The sequence below is a fragment of the Streptomyces sp. NPDC006739 genome, from assembly GCF_042869815.1.
Classification (GTDB): domain Bacteria; phylum Actinomycetota; class Actinomycetes; order Streptomycetales; family Streptomycetaceae; genus Streptomyces.
The window spans coordinates 173,916-194,301 of the sequence record NZ_JBIAGM010000009.1; the positions used below are offsets into that span (position 1 = coordinate 173,916).

General features: G+C 72.1%; 28 protein-coding genes. All 28 read right to left on the bottom strand.

What is annotated here, in order from left to right; translation table 11 throughout:
- Nucleotides 1–40 precede the first annotated feature (40 nt).
- The 28 genes from ACFYMM_RS19980 to ACFYMM_RS20115 all read right to left on the bottom strand — a co-directional run bounded on the left by ACFYMM_RS19980 (nucleotide 41) and on the right by ACFYMM_RS20115 (nucleotide 20,386).
- On the bottom strand, nucleotides 41–178 hold the full coding sequence (locus ACFYMM_RS19980) for a hypothetical protein (protein WP_366711225.1): 138 nt from the start codon (nucleotides 176–178) through the stop codon (nucleotides 41–43).
- 71 nt (nucleotides 179–249) lie between these two features.
- Nucleotides 250–735, bottom strand: a complete 486-nt coding sequence (locus tag ACFYMM_RS19985) for a hypothetical protein (RefSeq protein WP_062028888.1) — start codon at nucleotides 733–735, stop codon at nucleotides 250–252.
- The gene (locus ACFYMM_RS19990; RefSeq protein WP_385992306.1) at nucleotides 735–1,205 is read right to left on the bottom strand and encodes a phage tail tube protein; all 471 of its coding nucleotides are present in this window, start codon (nucleotides 1,203–1,205) and stop codon (nucleotides 735–737) included. Before ACFYMM_RS19990 ends, ACFYMM_RS19985 begins: the two co-directional genes overlap by 1 nt.
- A 13-nt stretch (nucleotides 1,206–1,218) precedes the next feature.
- Nucleotides 1,219–1,635: a minor capsid protein gene (locus ACFYMM_RS19995; RefSeq protein ID WP_388388242.1), complete on the bottom strand. Its 417-nt coding sequence runs from the start codon at nucleotides 1,633–1,635 to the stop codon at nucleotides 1,219–1,221.
- On the bottom strand, nucleotides 1,628–1,981 hold the full coding sequence (locus ACFYMM_RS20000) for a hypothetical protein (protein WP_388388244.1): 354 nt from the start codon (nucleotides 1,979–1,981) through the stop codon (nucleotides 1,628–1,630). The genes ACFYMM_RS19995 and ACFYMM_RS20000 overlap by 8 nt, the downstream gene beginning before the upstream one ends.
- Nucleotides 1,978–2,295 carry a hypothetical protein gene (locus tag ACFYMM_RS20005; RefSeq protein ID WP_388388246.1) on the bottom strand — a complete coding sequence of 106 codons (318 nt, stop codon included), beginning with the start codon at nucleotides 2,293–2,295 and terminating at the stop codon, nucleotides 1,978–1,980. The genes ACFYMM_RS20000 and ACFYMM_RS20005 overlap by 4 nt, the downstream gene beginning before the upstream one ends.
- Nucleotides 2,292–2,681: a hypothetical protein gene (locus ACFYMM_RS20010; protein ID WP_388388248.1), complete on the bottom strand. Its 390-nt coding sequence runs from the start codon at nucleotides 2,679–2,681 to the stop codon at nucleotides 2,292–2,294. Before ACFYMM_RS20010 ends, ACFYMM_RS20005 begins: the two co-directional genes overlap by 4 nt.
- 4 nt (nucleotides 2,682–2,685) lie before the next feature.
- Nucleotides 2,686–2,814, bottom strand: a complete 129-nt coding sequence (locus tag ACFYMM_RS20015) for a hypothetical protein (protein ID WP_388388250.1) — start codon at nucleotides 2,812–2,814, stop codon at nucleotides 2,686–2,688.
- A gap of 17 nt (nucleotides 2,815–2,831) precedes the next feature.
- The gene (locus ACFYMM_RS20020) at nucleotides 2,832–3,689 is read right to left on the bottom strand and encodes a phage head protein (RefSeq protein ID WP_388388252.1); all 858 of its coding nucleotides are present in this window, start codon (nucleotides 3,687–3,689) and stop codon (nucleotides 2,832–2,834) included.
- Between the two features lie 71 nt (nucleotides 3,690–3,760).
- The gene (locus ACFYMM_RS20025; RefSeq protein ID WP_388388254.1) at nucleotides 3,761–4,480 is read right to left on the bottom strand and encodes a hypothetical protein; all 720 of its coding nucleotides are present in this window, start codon (nucleotides 4,478–4,480) and stop codon (nucleotides 3,761–3,763) included.
- 116 nt (nucleotides 4,481–4,596) lie between these two features.
- Nucleotides 4,597–4,776: an Rmf/CrpP fold protein gene (locus tag ACFYMM_RS20030; protein WP_388388256.1), complete on the bottom strand. Its 180-nt coding sequence runs from the start codon at nucleotides 4,774–4,776 to the stop codon at nucleotides 4,597–4,599.
- 2 nt (nucleotides 4,777–4,778) lie between these two features.
- The gene (locus ACFYMM_RS20035) at nucleotides 4,779–7,004 is read right to left on the bottom strand and encodes a phage minor capsid protein (RefSeq protein ID WP_388388259.1); all 2,226 of its coding nucleotides are present in this window, start codon (nucleotides 7,002–7,004) and stop codon (nucleotides 4,779–4,781) included.
- A gap of 340 nt (nucleotides 7,005–7,344) precedes the next feature.
- Nucleotides 7,345–8,817, bottom strand: a complete 1,473-nt coding sequence (locus tag ACFYMM_RS20040) for a phage portal protein (RefSeq protein WP_388388261.1) — start codon at nucleotides 8,815–8,817, stop codon at nucleotides 7,345–7,347.
- Nucleotides 8,818–8,823: 6 nt separating this feature from the next.
- Nucleotides 8,824–10,101, bottom strand: coding sequence for a PBSX family phage terminase large subunit (locus ACFYMM_RS20045; protein ID WP_388388263.1), 1,278 nt, complete (start codon nucleotides 10,099–10,101; stop codon nucleotides 8,824–8,826).
- 4 nt (nucleotides 10,102–10,105) lie between these two features.
- The gene (locus ACFYMM_RS20050) at nucleotides 10,106–10,636 is read right to left on the bottom strand and encodes a helix-turn-helix domain-containing protein (RefSeq protein WP_388388265.1); all 531 of its coding nucleotides are present in this window, start codon (nucleotides 10,634–10,636) and stop codon (nucleotides 10,106–10,108) included.
- Between the two features lie 68 nt (nucleotides 10,637–10,704).
- Entirely contained in the window at nucleotides 10,705–11,124 is a 420-nt protein-coding gene (locus ACFYMM_RS20055; RefSeq protein ID WP_388388267.1) for a hypothetical protein, read from the bottom strand.
- Between the two features lie 747 nt (nucleotides 11,125–11,871).
- Nucleotides 11,872–12,276 (bottom strand): hypothetical protein, encoded by a 405-nt coding sequence (locus ACFYMM_RS20060; protein WP_388388270.1) that lies wholly within the window; start codon nucleotides 12,274–12,276, stop codon nucleotides 11,872–11,874.
- 85 nt (nucleotides 12,277–12,361) lie between these two features.
- Nucleotides 12,362–12,820, bottom strand: a complete 459-nt coding sequence (locus ACFYMM_RS20065; RefSeq protein ID WP_388388272.1) for a hypothetical protein — start codon at nucleotides 12,818–12,820, stop codon at nucleotides 12,362–12,364.
- Nucleotides 12,821–12,880: 60 nt separating this feature from the next.
- A complete protein-coding gene (locus ACFYMM_RS20070) occupies nucleotides 12,881–14,101 on the bottom strand; it encodes a hypothetical protein (RefSeq protein ID WP_388388274.1) in 1,221 nt (406 codons plus the stop codon).
- A gap of 206 nt (nucleotides 14,102–14,307) precedes the next feature.
- On the bottom strand, nucleotides 14,308–15,114 hold the full coding sequence (locus ACFYMM_RS20075; protein WP_388388277.1) for a hypothetical protein: 807 nt from the start codon (nucleotides 15,112–15,114) through the stop codon (nucleotides 14,308–14,310).
- Nucleotides 15,111–15,821, bottom strand: coding sequence for a hypothetical protein (locus ACFYMM_RS20080; RefSeq protein WP_388388279.1), 711 nt, complete (start codon nucleotides 15,819–15,821; stop codon nucleotides 15,111–15,113). Before ACFYMM_RS20080 ends, ACFYMM_RS20075 begins: the two co-directional genes overlap by 4 nt.
- Nucleotides 15,822–16,002: 181 nt before the next feature.
- Complete coding sequence (locus tag ACFYMM_RS20085; protein WP_388388281.1) at nucleotides 16,003–16,728, bottom strand: hypothetical protein; 726 nt, start codon at nucleotides 16,726–16,728, stop codon at nucleotides 16,003–16,005.
- Between the two features lie 147 nt (nucleotides 16,729–16,875).
- The gene (locus ACFYMM_RS20090) at nucleotides 16,876–17,403 is read right to left on the bottom strand and encodes a single-stranded DNA-binding protein (RefSeq protein ID WP_388388283.1); all 528 of its coding nucleotides are present in this window, start codon (nucleotides 17,401–17,403) and stop codon (nucleotides 16,876–16,878) included.
- Nucleotides 17,403–17,915: an HNH endonuclease signature motif containing protein gene (locus ACFYMM_RS20095; RefSeq protein ID WP_388388286.1), complete on the bottom strand. Its 513-nt coding sequence runs from the start codon at nucleotides 17,913–17,915 to the stop codon at nucleotides 17,403–17,405. The genes ACFYMM_RS20090 and ACFYMM_RS20095 overlap by 1 nt, the downstream gene beginning before the upstream one ends.
- A gap of 125 nt (nucleotides 17,916–18,040) precedes the next feature.
- Complete coding sequence (locus ACFYMM_RS20100; RefSeq protein ID WP_388388288.1) at nucleotides 18,041–18,211, bottom strand: hypothetical protein; 171 nt, start codon at nucleotides 18,209–18,211, stop codon at nucleotides 18,041–18,043.
- Entirely contained in the window at nucleotides 18,208–18,768 is a 561-nt protein-coding gene (locus ACFYMM_RS20105; protein WP_388388291.1) for a hypothetical protein, read from the bottom strand. Before ACFYMM_RS20105 ends, ACFYMM_RS20100 begins: the two co-directional genes overlap by 4 nt.
- The gene (locus ACFYMM_RS20110; RefSeq protein WP_388388293.1) at nucleotides 18,765–19,487 is read right to left on the bottom strand and encodes a cell surface glycoprotein; all 723 of its coding nucleotides are present in this window, start codon (nucleotides 19,485–19,487) and stop codon (nucleotides 18,765–18,767) included. The genes ACFYMM_RS20105 and ACFYMM_RS20110 overlap by 4 nt, the downstream gene beginning before the upstream one ends.
- Nucleotides 19,484–20,386 carry a hypothetical protein gene (locus tag ACFYMM_RS20115; protein ID WP_388388295.1) on the bottom strand — a complete coding sequence of 301 codons (903 nt, stop codon included), beginning with the start codon at nucleotides 20,384–20,386 and terminating at the stop codon, nucleotides 19,484–19,486. Before ACFYMM_RS20115 ends, ACFYMM_RS20110 begins: the two co-directional genes overlap by 4 nt.

The following is a 20,386-nucleotide window of genomic DNA, read 5'->3' on the forward strand; positions in this document are numbered from 1 at the left end:
TCCTTGGGTGGTGCCGGCCGTGGTGCCGGGCGTGCGGGTGCTACTGGGCCGGTAGGCCCGTGATCCGGGCTATGTCCTCGGGCGAGTCGGCGCGGCGCGGTGTGCGGCGCCATGCGCGCGCGAAACGCGAGTCAGGGGACAGGGCGCCGACCAGGGCGACGAACCGGCGGGTGGACATGGCGGCCAACTCCGCCGGCCGCACCTGGTGTTCGCGGGACAGGTCGCCCTCGATGGCGAGCCAATGGCGGATTACCGCTTGCCAGAACTCCGCCGCTTCCCGTTCTTCGGCTTCGCCCTGCGCGCCGCTCGGTTCGGCGCCGGGGCTTTTCCCGCGGCGCGGGCGCGCTCCTGCTCGTCGTGCAGCTCGGCGGCGCGCTGCATGGTCACGCTGCCGGGGGTGCGCACGTTGGCGGCCGAGTAGATCAGCACGATTCCGAACTGTCGGTCGGTCATGCCGTGCTCGGCCCACGTGTCGAGGGTGTCGCCCCCGAACAGCGTCCCCAGCATCTTGCGCACGTCGTTGGGGTCGTTGCTGTCCTGCACGCGCTCGGCCTGAAGCGTGAACATCAGGGGCAGAGAGTCGGGCAGTACGTAGCGGGTGCCGTACAGGGTGAACGACTCGCGGGGCCGGCTGGTGTCCTGCTCGGCGAAGAACGCGTCGAAGTCGGCGGGGTCGCCGGCGGCGGGCGCCTGCTCGTCGAGGTCGTCGTCGTACGCCGTGGTGTCGGTCGTCATCAGCCGGCCACCGCCGCGGACGTCGGGGCGCCACACCTGGTGATGGTCGCCGACCAACTGGTCTTCTCGTTGGTGCCTCCGCCCTGCTCGCCGGGCGTGACGGTGGCCTCCCACACGACCCACTTGGTCTGTGTCTCGTGCCGCCACCGGACCATGTTCCGTGACTCGATTCCGAGACGCTGGGACCATTCGGCGTCGACGTACGCCTGTCCGGCGTCCTGGGCCTTGGTCGTCTTGTCGATGCGGAACTGACCTTCCAGTTCGAGGGTGGCGCCCCTCTGCATCACGTCCTGTTCGTAATGGCCTTCGGAGTCAAACGCCGTGGTGTCGGCCGTCTCCTCGTTCTCGCCGGGGTTGTGCGTGAACGTGGTCAGTCCGGCGATCGGAAGCCACGTTTCCTCTGTGGCGTTGGCGTCCTCGACCTGGAAAATCCAGCCGCGAGCGTCAATCGGCCTGCTGCTGCCTGCCATGGGGCGGGCCTCCTTACGGGGTGTCGGTGGGGCCGGACACGTCAAGATCGAAATTCACGACGTGCTCGTGTCGGCCGGTGCTGTCGGTCCCCATCGGGGCCGGGGTGCCGCGGGCTGCGGCGAGGATCAAGTGAGTGCCGTCGGGTAGCTCGACGCCGGCGAGGCCGTGCAGCGCGCGGTACAGGGCCGTACAGCGGGCGCGGGAGACGCGGGGGTCGGCGGTGCCGCGGACGCGCACTTGTAGGCGGGGGGTGTCGGCGTCGTCGCGGGCCTGCGGTGGGGCGCCGTCGTACAGGGCGAGGGCGACGGCCTGGTCGGGGGTGGGCGGCATCGTCTCGACGAACGTGTCGCCGGCGAGGCCGGCCGGGTCGTAGGTGAGCAGGTCGCGGCCGTGCAGATACCGGGCGAGGCCGTCGAGCAGGTCAGCCACGGAGCGACCTCCGCACCTGCGCGGCGATGATCTCCTCGACCGTGCCGGCCTCTTCCTGCAAGGGGCCTTCGAGGTACTTCGCGCTGCGGCCGGCGTCGTGCCGAAGGGTCATGTCCTCGTGCTGGCGGACGGCGTACGGCTGGTCAAAGCTGACGCCGGCCGTCAGGGACGTCTCGTCGACGGACGCGACGCCGGATCGTTCGAGGGTGCCCTCTTCGATCGGGACGCGGGCGCGGGCGCGTTCGAGCACGTGCTCGGCGGCGAGCCGTAGGCCGCGGATCGCTCCCTGTCGGGTGCCGCGTATGGCGGCGGCGCTGTTCCATGTGAGGCGGGCGCGGGCGGTCACTCGCAACTCACCTCCGTACAGGCGGGTACCGGTAGGCCCGGTGCGCTGTGGTCGGCTGTGGTGATCGCCGTGGTCGTGCGTCCGCCGGGCAGGGTGAGCCGTGACCCGGGCGGACAGTTCAGGTCCGGCGCGGTGATCACGGTGGTCGTGCTGAGCACTTCGCGGCCGTCGGCGGCGCGCTGCATGCGGTTGGCGGCGGCGACCAGGGCGGGCACGTTGGTGACGGGCGGGCCGTACTGCGGGCCGTACGCGCCGTCGCCGAGATACGGCTCGACGGTGACCCGGTGGCGGAGCAGGTAGGCGGGGACCCTCACCAGATCACCCCCGGGAGCAGGCCGGCGCGGCGTAGCGCGCGCTGCGCGCGGGGGGCGAGGTCGAGGTCGCCGACGGCGGCCGGGGCGTCCCGGCGGTCGCCGAGCGACACGGGGCCGATAGAGACGCTGCCCCATCGGCCGGCCGCTCCGGTGCCGTCGTCGCCGGTGGCGAGCTGGTACTCGACCTGTGCGCATGTGGCGTCGGCGAGGGCCAGGACGACGGCCGGGTCGGTTGGCATTCCGGCCGCGTCCGTGGCGTACGCGGCGCACAACAGGGCGTCCTCGACGTCTTCGGAGGCGCGGGCGAGCAGGCGCTCGGCGCCGTCCGGTGCCGGCTGCCCGGTCCACGCGCTCAGTTGCTCGGGCGTCGCGTAGATCCGGGGCACGGTGTTACTCCTCCTTCTTCTTGGTCTGGGAACGCGAACGCCCCGCGGGCTTGTCTGCCTGCGGGGCGTCGGGCTCGGTCTGTGTGCCGTCCGGATCGTCGTCCGGCGGCTTGTGGTAGCGGCGCAGCATCACGGCGGCGCCCTCCTTCCTTACTGGGCGGCGAGGGTGCCGACGGCGATGCCCTTGTCGTCCAGCCGCTTGACGGCGTAGTGCAGGGTCGTGGTCACGACGGTGGAGCGCGCGAGGATGTCGCGGTCGGACTCGACCAGCGGCCGGCGCTTGTAGAGCAGGCCGAGCGCGCCCCGCTTCATGAGCAGGAACTTGCCCGCGGCGACGCGGTTCGTCAGGAAGACGGACACGCCACCGATACGGCCGATGCTGCCGGTCACCGCGGCGGACGCGCCGTTGCCGAGCTTGGCGGCGTCGACGAACTGCGCGTCGGCGAGGGCGTCGGCGTACTGCGCGCTGTTCAGGTACAGGCCGGCGAAGTCGTCCGGCTCCCACTCGTCGCCGAACGTGGCGATCGTGGGGACCATGGCGCCGAGCCAAGAGAACTTGGTGACGCCGGCGCCCGCGGTGAACTTGAGCGGGTTCGCTCCGCCGAGCGCGGTCTCGTCGGCCTGCGCCTGGGTGATCAGGTCGGCGTCGACCTTGCGCGCGGCCAGTACGCCGAACTGCCGGCGGGCCTCGGCCTCCGGGTCGCCGAGACTGACCAACTTGGCCTTGTCGGTGATCTCGACGGCCTTACCGACCTCCTTGATCACGGCCTTCGCCGAGCTGGTCGACATGGCCACGGGGGTCATGGGCGTGGATTCGGTGAGTTCGTCGAGGTCGCCGAGCGCACCCCACTTCGGAAACTCGATCTCCTCGCCGGGGGCGCCCTCAAGGGTGTTGTCCTCGACGACGGCGGCCGATCCGCCGACGCGGACCTTCCCGACGAATGCGGCCTGCGCCATGTCGCCCCAGACCTCGGGGACGATCATCGCTGCACTGGTGGTCTTGGCCATGGGTAGTCAGTGCTCACTCTCTCCGGCGCGGTCGCCGGGCGGTTGGGGGCCCGGCGCGGTCGCCGGACGGGTCAGGAACCGGCGAGGCGCCGGTACGTCTCGGGGTCGGACTGGTGGAGGTCGACGCGCTCGGCGTACGACATGGCGGCGAACTGCTCGGCCGTGACGGCTCCGGGGCCCGGGGTGCCGAAGTCGGCGCCACCCTTCGGCGCGGTCTGCGGGACCGCGGCGAGGTGCTGGTGAGTGGCGAGCACTCCCTCGATCGCCTGCTTCACCGCGGCGGGGTCGGCCGGGTTGATGGCGGCGAGTGCGCGCATGGCGGCCTGCGAGTCGAGCAGGCGGGAGACGTCGGCGCCCGCGGCCGGGGCGGCGGCGATCACGGCCGTCTGCAAAGCGAGCTGCTGCGCTGCGCCCTGTCCGTCGGTCACGACGCGCTGTGCCCACTGCGGGAGTCGGGCGACGTCGCCCTCGGCCGGCGGTGCCGGCTGCTGCGGAACGGGCGCGGGGGCGGCCGGCTGCTGGGGCTGGGCGGCCTGGGCGCGGGTGCGGTAGTCCGCGGCTTCGGCGCGGGTGTCCCTGATGAGCTTCTGGGCCCAATCGGGAAGCGAGGCGACGTCCTGCGGCTCGCCCCCCGGCGCGGCCGGGGTCTGCGGCGCCGGCTGCTGCGGGGTCTGCGCGGGCGTCTGGGGTGCCTGCGGCTGCTGGGGTGTCTGCGGTGCCTGGGGCGCCTGCGGGGCGCCCTGGGGGGCGTTCTGCGGGGCGGTCGGGGCGGCGGGGGTGGGAGTCGACACGGGTCCTCCTGGGACGGTGTCCGGGGCCGGTTGCGCCTGGCGTCCGGCCGGATGCGGGCAAACGGAAAGGGGGCCCGCTCCTGGCGGGCCCCCTTGGGGTGGTGCTCGGTGTTCAGTTAGTCGGCGACGTCCTGGTCGACCTCGTCGGCGACGGGCCGTGCGCGGGCGTATCCGCGTATCCACGCGGTCCGTAGGGTCGACGTTCCGGGGTACGGGCACGCGGTCGGTGGGTCGCCCTGCTGGCCGGCCGTACGGCCTTCCTGCGTGGCTTTCACGATGTCCTCGCGCGCGCCCATGGTCACCTCTTGTTCTGCTGGTCGGACTCGTTGTGTCGGGCGCCCTCGGCCCATCGCTGGGCCTTGCCGGTCACTTGCTCGATGAACTCGGCCTGTGTGAGGCGCCCGTGTTCGGCCCACCACTCTTTCAGCTCGTCCGATGCGCGGGCGTGCGCGATACGGGCCGGCCCGCTGAACAGGGTTGCGGGGTTGTGGCCGGCGGCCTGCGCCTTCTTGTTGAGCAGGTAGCCGTTACAGGCGTCCTCGGCGGCGAGGTACTGCCGATACACGTACTCGTCGTACAGGGCGCGGGCCTCGCGGCGGGTGATCTTGTGCCGCTCGTCCTGGTCTTCGCCGTCGTCCCGGTACAGGCGGGCGGCGGCCCGTTTCAGGTCGTCCCAGAATCCGGCGTCGGCGGCGGGCGGCGGGGTGTCGTCGAGGGCGCCCCATGCGTCCGGGTCGGGGGTGCGCTCGCCCATGGTCTCGGCGAGGGCGTCGCGGTCGGCGAGCAGGTCGTCGACGGCGTTTCCGGTCGTGGCCGGCTGCGGTAGCTCGATGCGGTCGCGGCGGTCCATCTCGCCGGCGATGCGCAACAGTTCGCGCTCGTCGGCGTACTGCATGGCCCATGCGAGGTCGTCGTCGCCGGCGGCGGCGAGGTCGTCGAGCAGGCGACCGCTGGGGAACAGGCGGCCGAGCAGGTCGCGGCGCGCGGCCTCCGCGGCGATTGCTGCGCCCTCGGGGCCGTCGCCGGCGGCGCGGTAGCGGGCGGCGAGCTGGTCGTCGGACAGGCCGACCAGGTCGGGCCGGACGTCGGGGAGGCGGCCGGCGCGGTCGCGTCGGTCGGTCTCCGCCATGATCCGCACGCGGTCGCGGTCGTCGACGTGGGACCACACGCGGGCGAGGTCGTCGTCGGACAGGCCGAGCAGGTCGTCGGCCAGGCGTCCGCCGGGGGCGGCGCGGCCGAGCAGGGCCTCGGTGTCGCGGCGGTCGGCCTCGGCCTCGATCCGGCGGCGGGCGCGGTCGTCGAGCGGCGTGCGCAGGGCGGCGGCGAGCTGGTCGTCGTCCATCTCGCGCAATGTGCGATCGTCGCCGGACCACACGCGGGCGCGCTCGACCTGGTCGGGCGCGGGCGGGCGGGGCGAGGCGGGGAGGTTTCCCGCTCCTTCCTGCTCGCGGTGCCTGAGTCGGCGCAAGTCGGGGTGGTCGGCGAGGTGTTGGCGCATGTTGCCTTGCCACGCCCGGACCTTGGCGGCGGCGGCGCGCTTCTCGGCCGGGGTGGTGGCGACGGCCTCGCGGCGCTTCCACTTGCGTATGTTCCGCTCGATGGCGCGCTGTCGCTGTCCGGCCTCGTACCCGTCCGGGTCCGGCTCGGCGTCCTCCACCGTGGTCAGTCCCGGGGTGTACGCGGACACGCTGTGCCGGCAGTTGGGGTGTTGCAGCCCCCGGGCGCGCGCTTCGTCGAGGCTTCCGGCGACGTCCACACGGACCATGCGGCCGTCCTCGACGGCGTGCTCGACCTCGACCGTCCGCGGCCCGGACGGGCCACCGATCGTCAACACCTGCCGCTCCCACGGTCGGCAGAGCGGGCACTCGCGCGGCGAGTTGGAGACGACGACCAGGTCGACGCCGTGCTCGGCGAGCGTGCGCATGTGCGCTTCGGTCGCGGCCCGCGCGGTCGCCGTCCGTACGGCCATCTCGGCGTACGACGGGAGCGACCAGCGGCGGCCGGCCTTGTCGACGAACGCCCGGATACCGGCGTCGGCGAATTGCCGCAATGCGTCTTGCACGGCCTGTCGGCGGGTGCCGGTGCCGAGTAGAGGCGTTGCGGCGACGCGGGAGACGACGGCCCGGAACGTGTCGACGACGGCCCGCAGGATGCCGCGGTGCGTCTCGGTGACGACGTCGACGGCTTCTTGGGCGAGGCGGTCGATGGCCTGCGCATTCGGTATGCGGTCGTCGACCAGGCGGCGGGCGTCGTCGGACAGGGCGCCGAGTTCGGCGACCGCGGACCGGTGCCCGATGTTGTACGCCTCGGCGACCGCGTCGAACACGTCGAGGCTGGTCGCCTTGGCCAACTCGTCGACGACGGCCTGTGCGCTGCGGCGCACCTGCTGCACGGCGGCGAGCTTGGCCTCGACCCACCCGGGCGCTTCGAGGCCGGCGGCGAGCTGGCGGGCGATGATGCCCAACAGCCGCTCCTCGGCGCCGGCGTACAGGTCGCGCGTCGTCGAGGCCAGATCCTCGACCATGCCCGGGTGAATAGGCACTACCCACCCCCGAAGAAATATTTTCCCGATGGATCTACGGAAAGCTATCCGCGTGACCTGGGAACATTTACTTCCCGTGCGCGAAATGCGACTCTTATCGTTGGCGCGTAGGAGAATGGCCTAGGCCATAATTTCGGGGTTCCTCAGGGTTCCTGGGGCCTGTAATTTCCCAGATATGAATTACGAACTGGCCCTAAGCGGGCCCTCACTCATCAGCGCGGTTCTCGTAAGCCTCCTCATGCTGGCCATGGCGCACCCTGATCCCGAAGTGCGCGACCGCGCCGAGCGCTTGCTCTGCATCATCTTCCGCGTTGAGTAGCTTTTACAGGGGGTAGGTCCCTCCAGGGTCGGCCATGTCGGCGGCGCCGGTCTCGCGAAGAATCGCGGCGACCTCGCCGTCGACCTGGTCGTCTTCCCACTCGGGGTGCAGCCATCGAACCTTGGTCGCGGTCGACACGGCCCCGGCGCGCTGGAGTAGTTCGAGCGTGGTTGCGGTGTTCTGCTCGGACTCGGCGACGCCGTCGCCGAACACGACGCGCGGGCGCTCGGGCGTGATGCGCTGCCCGAAGTGCACGGCGTCGAGCTGCAATTGAACGTGCAGGCTGTGCGCGAGGGGGTTGCGCCAATACCCGGTTTTCTTCTTCCGGGTCACCATGGATCGGGCGTCGCGGCTGTCGACCTCGGTCGCGGTGATCGGCTGGCCTCCGCCGTCGAGGCCGAACGACTGCGCGCTGTACCCAGCGGACTGGGCGGCCTGCCGCATGAGTGCTTCGGCGCTGCGCTGGTGCTCCTCGACCCTGATTTCGAACTGGTTCAGGGTGATGCCGTTGCCTTCGGTGGGCGGCATGCGCAGCGAGTGCCAGACCTCGCGGTCGTCGTCGAACCCTGCGCCCATGCCGGGGCCGTAGTCCCGGAGGTAACCGTCAGGGACGATCAGCCGCGCGCGGGCGAGGCGGATGTCGCGCATCCATGACGTCCACACGTCGTCAAGCGAGACGAACAGGTCGCGGATGCCTTGGAAGTCGCTACGCCCGATGGGGCTCGACCGGTGCAGCCGGTTGGGCCCGATGTTCGGCACGTAGCTGATCGTCAGATCGCGGATGCCCGTTGCGACGCTTACCCCGTCCTCGCCGAGACTGGCGACCAGGTCGGCCGTTTCGGGGTGCTCGGACAGGGGGACGGCTCGCCCGATGTTGTCGGGGGTGCCCACGTACAGGCCGTGCAGGATGCGCCCGACCTCGTGCCGCTCGACGTGGCGCAGGATCGTCGAGGCGGTCGAGCCGGGGAGATCCCGCCACAGGGTAGCGGCGCGCAGCATGCCCCATCGGAACTCGGGGGCGACGTTGTCGGGCTGCACGACAGACAGGATCGGCCGGTCGAGTAGGTCGCGGTCCCACGTGGAACGGAGGTAGACGCCGGACAGGGCCGAACCCTGCTCGGCGCCCCCGTGCAAGATCTGCTGCAACTGGCCTTCATCGACCAGGGCGTCGAGGCGTTCCTGTGTGGCGCGGTCCGCGACCTTGATCGTCGGCATGTCGCCGAACAGTAGGTCGGCGGACGTCGCGGCGATATCGGACGGCAACGGCACGTGCAGCCGGTGCCGCGGCCGGCGCGGCTGTTCGCGGCGCCTGTTCCACGGACCCCGGCGGTTCGGCGTGGTGTGCTCCTCCTCGCCGCACTCGCGGGCGATCCGGCGACGGTCCCCGGAGTACCAGGCGTCATCGGTGCGCATCTCGGCGTAGTACGGGGCCCACTGCGGGGGCGGCCACGCTGCGCCGTTGTCGGGCAGTGCCATCGGGGCTCACCTCCTGGTGGGCGTGGTCAACAGGTGCCGCCACTCGTGGGCGGTCGAGTGGATCGCGTAGCGCAGTGCGTCGACTGAGTGGTCGTCCTGTTTCAAAGGGGCGTCCTCGCCGCGCTCGCTCGCCTTGGGGTCCCATGAGTAACCGGGCAACTCGCCGAGCAGGCCGTCGCACGACCGGTGCACGAACAGCAGGTCGGCGGCGAGCAGGGCGGCCACGGACCGGATGCCGTCGGCGACGGTGTTGTCGGCGCGCGCTACGCCCGTGTGGTCGTCGTGCCAAAGCTGAGTTGAGAACGACTTCGCCGACGGGTCGACGAACGTCCACTCGGGCGTGACTCCCTTGCCTGTGCCGGCCGACGCTCCGGGCGGCCGGTAGTCGGCGAGCCACGTCCGGACGGCGGCGCTGTACTGGGCGTCGGTCATGGACCGTTGCGCGCTGCGGGAGTCGAATCGCCACTCGGCCACGGCGTACAGGCGGTCGTCGTCGCCCATGCCGAGCAGGACGGCCGAGAACGGGTTCGTCGTGCCGTAGTCGATCCCCAACCAGTGGCGGCGCATCGTGGGCAGGGTGTCGACGACGTGCCGGTCTTCGTCCCACTCGCTGTAGATGGCGCCCTCGGCGACGACCCATGCGCCCTCGATCATGCGCTTCCGCCACAGGCCGGTGTACTCGGCGGCGAGCGCTGCGACGTACTCGGGCGACAGGGACGGATTGTCGGCGAGCTTGAAATGCCACGCCCGCATGTCCAACTCGGCTATGCGGTCGAGGTATCCGACCTTCAACCAGTGGCGCGGCGAGTCAGGGTTCGTCGTGGCGTACAGGCGGGCGCCCGGAACGCTCAGCCTGGCGAGTAGCTGGGTCCAAAACGCCTCGGGCAACAGGGTTGCCTCGTCGACGTAAGCGAGCTGGGCGGTAAGGCCACGTAGCCGGCCCTCGGCGCGGGCGTCCGCGGCGCCGATCAGGTGGACGGTGCGCCCCAGGATCGTTGCCGTGGTCGCCCCGCGGGTGTGCACGACGTGCCGGGCGAGGGGGCCGAACAACGCGCGGTCCTGTAGGGGCTCCAACACGTTGCGCTCGATCGTCTGCAACGACCGACCGACCACGATGATCAGGCCGGACGGTCCGGCCGTGGCAACGGCGATCACGAACGCCAGTAGCGACGCGATGGTCTTCCCGGACCTGACGGACCCGTGCCACAGGTTGATACGGGCGGTCGCCTGTCCGATGCTGCGGAGCTGCTTACGGGACAGGGGCAACCGGTCGAGGTCGAGCACAGGCTCACCCCCCGGCGGCGCCCCCGTCGTCGTGGGCCTGGTCGTCGGTGGCGGCCTGCGTCAGTGCCTCGCCGAGCACTCCGAGCATCGAACGCACCTGCTCGGCGTTCTCTCCACCCTCGGCCGGGGCGAGGCGTAGCGAGGTGCCGACGGCGCTCTGTACAGACGCGATGATCTGGCGTTGGTCGACGAATCGCGGCTGGTCGAGGTTGACGTGTTGCCAGTGCCCCTCTTTGCCGGCGAACTCGCCGTGTACGGCCGGCTGCCAGAGCTGCATGCGTAGGCGCTCGGCGTCGTCCTGTAGGGCGAGGGCGAGGGCGGCGCGGCGCGCGGCGAGGTCGGCGGTACGGACGGCTGTCGCGGCGGCCACCTCGGCGGCGCGGTCGAACGACAACGGCGGCTCACACGCGGCGGCGATCTTCGAAACGGTCGACGGGCTGCGCCGGATCTCGCGGGCGATGTCGTTGCGGGACTTGCCTGCGGCGTGCAGCTCGCGCACGCGGCGGCGGTCGTTGTCGTCGATGGGGCGTCCCACGGGGTCACCTCCCGCGGGCGTGCCGACGGCCCGACACATGGGGGTGTGCCGGGCCGTCGAGGGTTGGTTCAGGCGGTCTTACAGAAGGTCGTCAACGCGGCGTTGATCTGCTTCGCTTCGGCGTCGCTTACCTCGTGCGAGCTGGTGCCGAATCGCTGCTGTGCGGACCAATCGAGCTTGGCGGCTTTGCCGTTGATGGCAGAGCACTGGTTGCGGCTGTTGTCGATTGCGTCGCCTTCGTCCGCGACCAGGGCGGGACTGATCTTGCGCAGTGCGGCAAGTAGGTCGGTGCGCGCCTGTCCGGTCGGCTTCGCCGGAATGCCGGCGTTATGCAGAGCGGCGGCGGCGTCGCTGGCGCTCACGGATTCGGGCGCGGCCGGCGGCGTCGACTTCTTCGCCGTGGCGTCGTCATCGCTGCTGCTGCACGCGGTGAGCGCTGCGAGGGTGGCGACGGTGGCCAGGGTTAAGGCGGTGGCGCGGTGCTTCACGGGTTGTCCCCCCACGGGTTGGTAAGCGTTACGTAAGAGGGACGTGTGACCCGTGGCGATGGTTGCAGGGGGCATGCGAACGCCCCGCCGCTGGGGGGAGCGGCAGGGCGTTCGAAGTAGGGCGTCCGTGTGCGGGCACGCCGAAGACGCGGCCAACAATAGGTCACGGAAAGGTCACGGCGCAACTTGTAGCGAATCCCTCCACCGTGTGCCCCTCTCATTGATGTTCTGCCCGTCGCATACGACGCCGGCTAAGTAGCGCCAGGAGAGTGGGCGCGCGCTGCGTACCAGGTCAGAGGGGTGCAAGTCGTTGGTGTAGCAGAGTTGGGGCGCCGATGTTGACAGCTTCGTCGTTCCGCTGCAAACAGCTGAAAGAGGGCGAAAGGCTGCGCATCATTGGGTGCAGAGCGTCTTGCTCCTGGGTGTCGGCCGACTCCTCTTTTCTCGTTCCGAAAGGAAGCTCGTGCCCAAGTTCTGTACTTCCGCTGATGGTTCCTTGTCTCAGCGTCGTCGGCGCCCCGGTTCGTCGGCAGTCCTCATCGTGGTCGTGATCGTCATGGCGGTCACTGCGCCCCTGCTCAACCCGCCACAACTCGCTGTCGTCTGTGCGGTGCTCGGTGGCTTGGTGCCGTTGGCTGGTGCCCCTGCCTGCCGGCGGGAAGTCTGCTGAGTGGGCCCTCGACTCCTGACGGCACGCCCCGCCCGCCGACGATCGGGCGGGGCGCGCTGCTGCTGCCGGTGTGTCGGCTACGGGCGGACGGGCTGTCGGCCGGCCTGCTGACGCTGCGGCGGCCGGGGCGGCTGCTGCTGCCGACGGGCGTCATCACTGCTGGTCTGCCTGCTGCTGGGCGTCCACATGGGGCCGTTGTGGTCGACCTGCGGCAGAGAGTCGGGGCCGACGGTCGGCGGCTTCTCGACGAACTTGTATGCGCCGAGCGTCGGCGCGGTGCCGACGGGCGTCACCTGGTGGTGCCACGCGGTCCGGTAGATATTCGCCACGATGCCGACGGCGGTCCGCATGGCAGTCGTTAGATCGTCGCCGGTCTCCATAAGGACGGCGAGGTCTCGGGCGAACTGCTCGTCGAGGCGGACGGTCGGTCGGGTGCCGGCGATCGGCTGGGCTCGGCGCTGGGTACGCTGCGGGGTAGCCATCGGGTCGGGTCGCTCCTTCTCTGGTGGTGAGGGCCCGCCCATACGGTTTGTGAGGAACCGGGCGGGCCCGCTTTCGTGTGCGGGCCTACTGGTCGCCGGCGGCGCGGCGCTGCTTCTCCTCGCGGATGAACTGAGTGATCCGGCTCGCGGTGTATCCGGTCTCGGCGGCGATCGCGTCGGGACTCATGCCCTTCTCGCGCGCGGTGAGGGCGATCCGGCCCATGGCGGCCTGCACGGCGGTGGTGGCCGTGCGTAGGGCGCGAACGTCGTCGAGGTGGAAGTCTTCGGCGAGGTTGTCGAGGAACTGGTCGAGGGCGGCGGGGTCCTTGCTGGCGCGGGCCGCTTCGTACTCGTTGGTGAGGCTGTGCACGTCCTCGTAGGGGGCGAGGTCGTACGGGTTGGTGTCACCCTTGGCGGCGCGGGCGGCGGCCGTCTCGCGCTCGTACTTGTTGAACAGGCCGAGCATGTCGGCGACCAGGCGGTCGCTGGCGGTCGCGGGCTCGCCCTCGGTGCCCTGCTCGTTGCCGTTCGGCTGCTGGTCCATCGGTGCTCCCTGTCGGGTCGGGGCCCGCCCTCGGTCGAGGGCGGGCCGGTCGGGGTCGGGTCAGAACGGGGGCTCGCCGTCGAGGGCGTCGACGGAGGCGGACGCGTCGAGGGTGCGGTCGAACTGGGCGGTGATCTCCGCGGCGCGGCGGGCGCGGTCGAGCGGGGTCGGGCGCGGCCGGGGCCGGCACGCGTCGTGCCACTGGGTACCGGTGGGGATCTGGTACCCGCACCCCTCGCAGCGTGCGGCGAGCTGGGCGTCGCGGTGGGCGTGGGGGCCGTGCTCGCACGGTACGACCTCAACGGCCTTGCTGCCCGTGTAGCGCAGCACGTCGGCGCGGTCGAGGGCTTCGCGGTATCCGAGTCCGCACATGATCAGCCCTTGCCACTCGCCACGGATCACGACGCGGTGCGTTACGGCCCACATCTGCACGGGTGGGAGCGCGAGGGGCTGGGGCTGCTCGGGGGCGAACAGGGCGGGGTACTCGCGGGCGAGGTAGGCGTCGACGGATGCGCGGGTGACCTCGGGCGGGCAGTTGGGCACAACGGCCGGGGGCTCGACCTCGACGGCGGACGGCTCCGTGGCGCGGTCGTCGAACAGGGCGCCCTGTTCCGCGGGCAGCTCGACGGCGAACAGGGCGTCGTCGGCCTGCTGGCCGATCCACTCGCCCCGCCACGTGCCGGCGTCGGCGTCGGCCTCCGTGACAAGCTGCGAGGCGTACAGCGCTTCGTCGTCCTCGACGGGGGCGAGCTGCTGCTCAGCGAGGGTGAAACCGTGCTCGCCGGCGATCTTCTCGGCGGCCTCGATGCTGGCGACGTACAGGCCGTCGTCGACGGTGCGCGGGTCGCCCTCGATCGTGTGCAGCTCGCCGTGCGCCGCGGTGATGGCGGCCGGCCACGCGCTACGGAGGAAACCGACGACGCGCTCGGCCTCGACGACCAGAACGTCGCCGTCGCGGATGTCTTCGCGGCACTGCGTCTGGTTGTACGCGCTGCCGGTGCTGTCGAAGTGGTGAACCATGACGGCCGGCGAGTGGCCGGCGCGGGTGATCCACAGGCGGGCGGCGTCGCGCGTGGCGCGGGTGTAGGCGCGGGGGATGCTGAGAATGTGCTCGGCGTGCCGGCTGATGACGTGCAGTACGCGCGTGCTGGTCGGCTCGATGACCAGCGTTCGGCCGCGTCCGCGGCGGGCGGCGTCGAGGGCGTCGCAGGTCTCGTCGTCGCTGATGAACTGGTCGGTGAGGTAGTCGGCGAGGGCGCCGGGAATCGTGACGGTGGCCATGGGGTCGCTCCCTTGGTCGCTGGTGTGGGTGCCGGGTGAGGGCCGGCGTTCCTGTCGGGGTGAGAACCCGTCAGGAATGCCAACAGTAGGCGTTGCAGCAATGGTTACAGCAACAGTTGCAGCAAGCGTTACGGAACCGTGATCGGGCATGGCTACGCCCCCGGGGCCGAGCGCTCCCCGGGGGCGTGTACGACCGTGCGCCGGCCTCAACAGGCCACGGTGCGCCCGGAGTTGATCGCGACCCACAACGCGACCAGGTCGGCGCCTCGCCACGCCCTACGGCCCCGTTCGGTGTCCACAGGTGCCGGGCACACGGGGCCCGTCGAGCAGGTCGCTACGGCGGCCCGCGGGTCTCCTCCGCCGTTGTGCACGACGATCCGTCCGCCCTTGCAGAACGGGCACGGGTCGTCGAGCGTGAGCGTCCGTCCCTCGCGGCCGAGCGCGGCCTCGACGCTGCGACGCGCGCCGCGGGCCATGGCGACGATCTGGTCGAGCAGGGGCGCGGGCGTGATCCGGAACAGCTCGCCGTCGGGCTCGGACAGGGCGCGGCCGGCGAGGTAGACGCATGCCCAATGCAGTCCGTGCGCGCGGGAACCGATGCGGTCGACGATCCGGTCGGCGTCGTGCCTCCACTCCGCGGCCCGCACGGTGGGCAGGGTCCACAGTCGAGCGTCGTCGCGGTCGACGGCGCGCTGTACGCGCTCGGCGACGGCGTCGCACATGTCGAACACGTCGCGCTCGACGGCGAGGGCGGCGTCGAGGGCGCGCAAGTTCGCCGGCGCTGGGTGCTCGCGCACGACCAGGGGCAGACGGCCGACGGTCGGCTCGTCGCTGGCGCGGTCCTCGGCGGCGACCTGGTCGAGGAATCCGCGGCGCTCGTACGGCATCCATGCAGCCGGCCGCGGGGGCTCGGATATCGCGGCGAGCAGGTCGCCCCACTGCTCGCGGACGGCGGCGAGGTCGTCGGCGGCCTGCTGGCCCCGGTCGGTCGTGGGCTGGGCGGTGACATTCACGGGCGGGTGTTCTCCTTGACGACGGCGAGGATGCGGCGGCCGGCGTCGCGCTCGGCCGGGGCGCGGCCGGCGACGAACAGCTCGTCGGCGACGGCGAGGGCGCGCTGTCCGGCCTGGACGGCGGGGAGTTCTGCGGCCATGGCGGCGCGGTCGGCGCGGCGGTCGCGGCGGGCGGCGGTCCATGCGGTCCGGTACCGGTCGGCCCGGTGTCGCTGCTCCCTGGCCTCCGCGGCGGCGGCCACGGTGTTACGGCGGGCGGTGGCGAGGGCTATGTCGTGCTCGCGCTGCTGCTCGGCGAGGCGGGCGTCGGTCGAGTCGGCGCGGTCGAGAATGCGGGCGTGTATGCGGGCGGCGGCCGGTGACATGCCGTCGTGTTCGGCGACGGCGGCGAGGGCGTCGCCGAGGGACTGGGCGTTGCGGACGCGGGCGAGGACGGCGAGCAACTGGTCGACGCGCTCGCACGCCCCGCGGTGCCGGCGGCGTACCTCGGCGAGGGTGGCCTCGACGGGGGCGAGCTGCTGCTCGGCGCGGGCCGGCTCGTCGGCGAGGCGCTGTTCCTCGCGTACGTGCTCGGCGAGTAGGGCGCCCTCGGCGGCGGAGAGTACGCCTCGCTGTGCGCGGGCGAGCAGGACGTCGACGACGGCCCGCCGGTCGGCACGGTCGCGGCTGTGGCCCTTGGGGGCGCGCTGCTGGGGGCGGGGGCTCATGGGTGCTGCTGCTCCTGTGCGTCGTCGAGGGTGGGCTGTTCGATCGGGGCGCGGCGCGGTCGCCGTGGTCGACGGGCCCGGACGGCGGGCGGCTGGTGCTTGCGCCGGCACTTCGGGCCGTAGCCGTCGGGCGAGGGCGCAGCGAGGGGGCGCCGGCACGCCCTGCACGTCCGGGCCGGGGTCACGCGGGGGCCTGCTCGTTCGCTGCGCCCTCGGCGAGGGCCTGCTCGTCGGCGAGGCCGTCGGCGTACGCGGTGACGATCTTCCGGGCGCCCTCGTATCCGGTGAGCAGGCCGCGGGTCGAGCGGGACAGTCCCCATCGGGCACGGGTGGCGGTGTGGTGCGCCTCGACCAGGGCGGCGAGCTGGCGGGCGTGCGCGGTGAGCAGGATTCGGGCGGCGGCGAGGGCCTGCTCGGGTGTGCGCGTCGCGGTGGTGTCGAGCAGGACGTCGCGGAGCGTGGCGAGTACCTGGTCGCGGTCACCGGCGTTGAACGCGAGGGCGTCGCGCACGTCCTCGACGGTGAGCGCGGGCGGCTCCTCGGCGGCCTGCTGCTCGTCGGCCATGGCGGCGGCGAGGTGGTCGAGCAGGGCGTCGAGGCCGGCCGGGCGCTGCGCCTGCCGTATCCCGCGGGCGAACGCCTCGGCGGCGCCGGCCCCCGCGGCGAGCATGGCCTCGGACAGTGAGGCGGGCGCGTCGTGCACGGGGCACGGGTGGCCGGTGGCGAGGGCGGTCTCGCAACGGCCGGCCGGGCTGTCGAGGCCGTCGGCGAGTTGGCGCAGTACGGACGCGGCGACCGGACGGGGGAGGTTGCACGAGATTTCGGCGGGCCCCTCGTTCGGGACGGCGACGATCAGGCGGTGCGTTTCGAGCGAGGCGACGGCGACGGCGTCGGGAATGCGGGTCATGGGGCGTAGCTCCGTCTCATGAGTCGGTTGTCGGTGTTCGCGGTCGCCCGGAAGTGCACGGACGAACGCTGATTTCACGGCGTTGGCGGTGAACCACTGCGCGTTGCGCGCGCGTGGGCGGGCCCGCGACCGGTCGCGGCGAGGACGTCAGAACGGGGGCTCGTTCACTGCTGACCCCCATTGGCCTGCGGTGGACTGGCCGTTGGCCCACGGGTCGCTCTGCTGTGCTCCGTACGCCTGCTGTCCGGCCTGCTGGCCGTATCCCTGGCTCTGTCCCTGCTGGCGGTACTGCTGGCCGTTCTGGGCGCCGTTCTGGCTGTTCTTGGTCACGGCGGCGGTGGCGCTGCGCAGCGAGGGGGCGACCTCGTCGGCCTGGATCTCGTACGACGAACGGCGCTCGCCGTCCTTTTCGTACTGGCGCTGTGTGAGGCGGCCCACGATGATCACGCGGTCGCCGCGCTTGATGGACTCGGCGACGTTCTCGGCCTGTTGGCGCCACACGGACACGCTGAGGAATACGGGGTCGCCGTCCTTCCACTCGTTGGTGTCGCGCTGGAAGGTGCGGGGGGTGTTGGCCACGCGGAAGTTCGCGACGGGCGCCCCGGACGGGGTGAACCTGAGTTCGGGGTCGGCAACCACGTTGCCGGTGAAGGTGATGACGGTTTCGCCTGCCATTACGCGGCGGTCCTCTCGGGCTGGGTGACGGTGGGGAGTTGGGCGACGGGGGCGAGCTGTTGCTCGCGGGGGCGTCGGGCGCGGTCGCGGGCGCATGCACGGCACTTGCGCATGCCGTTGGGGTGCGACGGGGGGTAGCTGATGTGGACGACTGCGGGGTCGGTGAGGTCGTGGTCGTTCACGCACCGTTTGCGGCGGGCGTTGACGGCCGACGGGCCGGTCGAGCGCAGGACGTTGGTCCGGTGGTCGACGGGTTCGAGGTGGTCGTCGGCGACGCATCGGCGGACGCTGCACAGGTGGTCGAGTTCGAGGCCGGCCGGTATGGGTCCGCGGGCCTGCTCGTAGCCGTAGCGGTGGGCCGGGACGTACCGGCCGTCAATCCAGAAACGGCCGTAGCCGTCGCGGTCGAGGGCGTTCTCGGGCCACAGGCGACAGGGAGTGTCGAGGCCGGCGGGGGTTGGTCCGGTGGCCGTCTTGGCGCCGAATCGTTCGGCTGCTGTGGGGCGGCTCATGGATGTACCTCCGTCGGGATCTAAGGGTGCGCCTGTTCTTGCTTGGATGGATTGAACCATCCATGGATGGAAGATAGCGCACAGGGGTGGCCCTTGGCCTTTCAGTTCCACCCCTGGCACAGGGGCTACGCGGCCCCGTGGGGGCCGTTCTCGTCGGGGATGGGGGCGATGATCCATCCGGCGTCTTCGAGGGTCCGGGCGACGCGTACGGCGGCGCTGCCGGGGCGGGTGAGTAGTTCCCGTGTGGTCGCGTCTTCGAGGGCGGCCCGTATGACGGCGAGGGCGGCGGGGGTCATCGCTGCGCCCCGGTGATGTGCCGGGCGCGCTGCCGGTTCTCCGGGCGGACGATCGCCGGCGGCGACATGAGGGCGCGGGCGTGCCGGCGGGCCTCCGCGGCGAGGCGTCGGCGGCGGGCGTCGGTCTCGGCCTGGTCGCGGGCGGCCTTCTCGGCGGTGCGGCGGTCGGCCTCGGCGCGGGCGCTCATCCATGCGAGCCACGTGCGGTGACGGTCTTCGGCGTCCGGCCGGTACGCGGACGGGGTCGGCGGGTGGCCGGCGGCGGCGAGCTGCTGCTCGGCGGCGCGCTCGGCGAGCTGGGCGGCGCCGTCGACTTCGCGCACGGTGCGCCACCGGTCCCAACCCTCGTGCTCCTGGAAGATCACGTATGCGCCCTTGTCGGCGAGTTCGGTCGCTGCCCGACGGGCCCGCTTCTTGTCCGACGTCCGGATCACGACCGGATCGTTCGGCCGGTGGTCCCAACTGGCCTCGACGCGCCACGACGTGACGTTCTTCGTCCGGTCGCCGGACACGGCCTTGCGGCGGTGCGTACGGGCGCTCTTGGGGGTCGGGCTCATGCGTGTGCCTCCTGGCGGTTGCGGCGGGCGAGGTGCGCGGCGGTCGCGTCCTCGACGCGGCACGGGTGCGGCTTGCTGCTCGCGCGGTAACGGGTCTGCTGGTTACGGGGGTTGATGGCGCGGCCACGGCACGGCTCGCCCTCCGGGGCGCTGCACCACGTGCACGCCACGGTGAGCGGGTCGGGGGCGTCGGCGCGGGCGAGGCGTTCGCGCTCGGCGCGCTGCGGCCGGTACTGGGCGAGGGCCTGCGCGACGGTGGGCGGCATGTACTCGCCGAGTGCGGCGAGGCGGCGCTCGACCTCGGCGGCGGCCGGGCCCGCGGTGAGGGCGCGGTGCGAGGTCGGCGCCTGGTGTCCGGACGCGATGGCGAGGCGTTCGGAGCGCAGGGCGGCGACGTAGGCGTTTCCGAACTGGTCGTCGGGGTCGACCTCGGGGTGTGCCGTCGGCTCGAACGTGCCCACGTGTCGGGACATGGCGTCGGCCTTGTGGGTGTGCCACGGCCGGGACACGTCCGACGGCTGAATCCGGTACGGGCTGCGTGCGATGTGGTCGCGGGCGACGCGGGCGGCGTCCCACCCGTGGGCGGTCGCTGGCACGTCGCTGAGCAGGTCGCACCACTGGGCAAGTCGGTCGGTCGCGGCCGTGGCGTCGTCGAGGGCGAGGCGCGGGTCGAGCTTCACGACGTAGGCGAGCAGGGCGGCGACTTCGCGGGGGGTCACGGCTGGGCCTCCATGGCGGCGAGGGCTTGGGCGAGGTAGTCGGCGGACTGGGCGACGCGGCCGACTCCGCCGGCGGCCGGGAACGGGACGACGTTCGAGCGGGCGGGGGCGGGAGGGGCGGCGGCCGGAACGGTGCCGGGCGCGGGGGCCGGCGGTAGGGCCTGCCACGCCCGCAGGAAGTACCGGGAGTGCGCGACGCCGTTACGGGCGCGCTGGGCAGCCTGTACGGCGGCGGCGGCGAGCATGTCGGCGCCGGATCGCTTGATCAGGGCGTGAACGATGACCCACTCGGCCGGGGCGAGGGTCCACGCGGGGTAGATCTGGGCGGCCGTGATCTGGTCGACCAGGGGGCGGGCGAACTCCGGGATCACTGCGACCTCGCGCCCGCGCTCCCTCACTCCTTCACTCACTCCCTCTATGGGTGAGTGATGGGGGCCGAAATCCGGTCCCATAGGGGGCCGAATCTCGGTCCCAAACAGGGTGTCGGGGATATCGGCGGGGGGACCGGACTCCGGCCCGGTAGAGGGGCCGAGATTCGGCCCGGTAGCGGGGAGGGGGCCGGATTCCGGCCCGGGGGTCGTCTCGGCTACGGGGCCGGAATCCGGCCCGGTAGCGCGGTGGGTACGGACGTACCCGACGGCCCCGGGGATCTTGTACCGGGTTGCGCGGCTGCCCTGGGCGGGCTCGTCCTCGACCAGTTCGCCACTGGCGAGGGCGGCGTCGACGGCGGCTCGCGTCGTCGAGCGGGACGCGGCGAGCCGGCGCATGAACTCGGCCGTACCCATGCGGGCGGTTGCGTCCGGCCCGGTGGTGGCGTCGGCGACGGCGAGCAGGACTAGGCGGGCGTTCCCACGCGACTTCGCACGGGTCCACACCCAATCCATGGCGTCGAGGGTCAC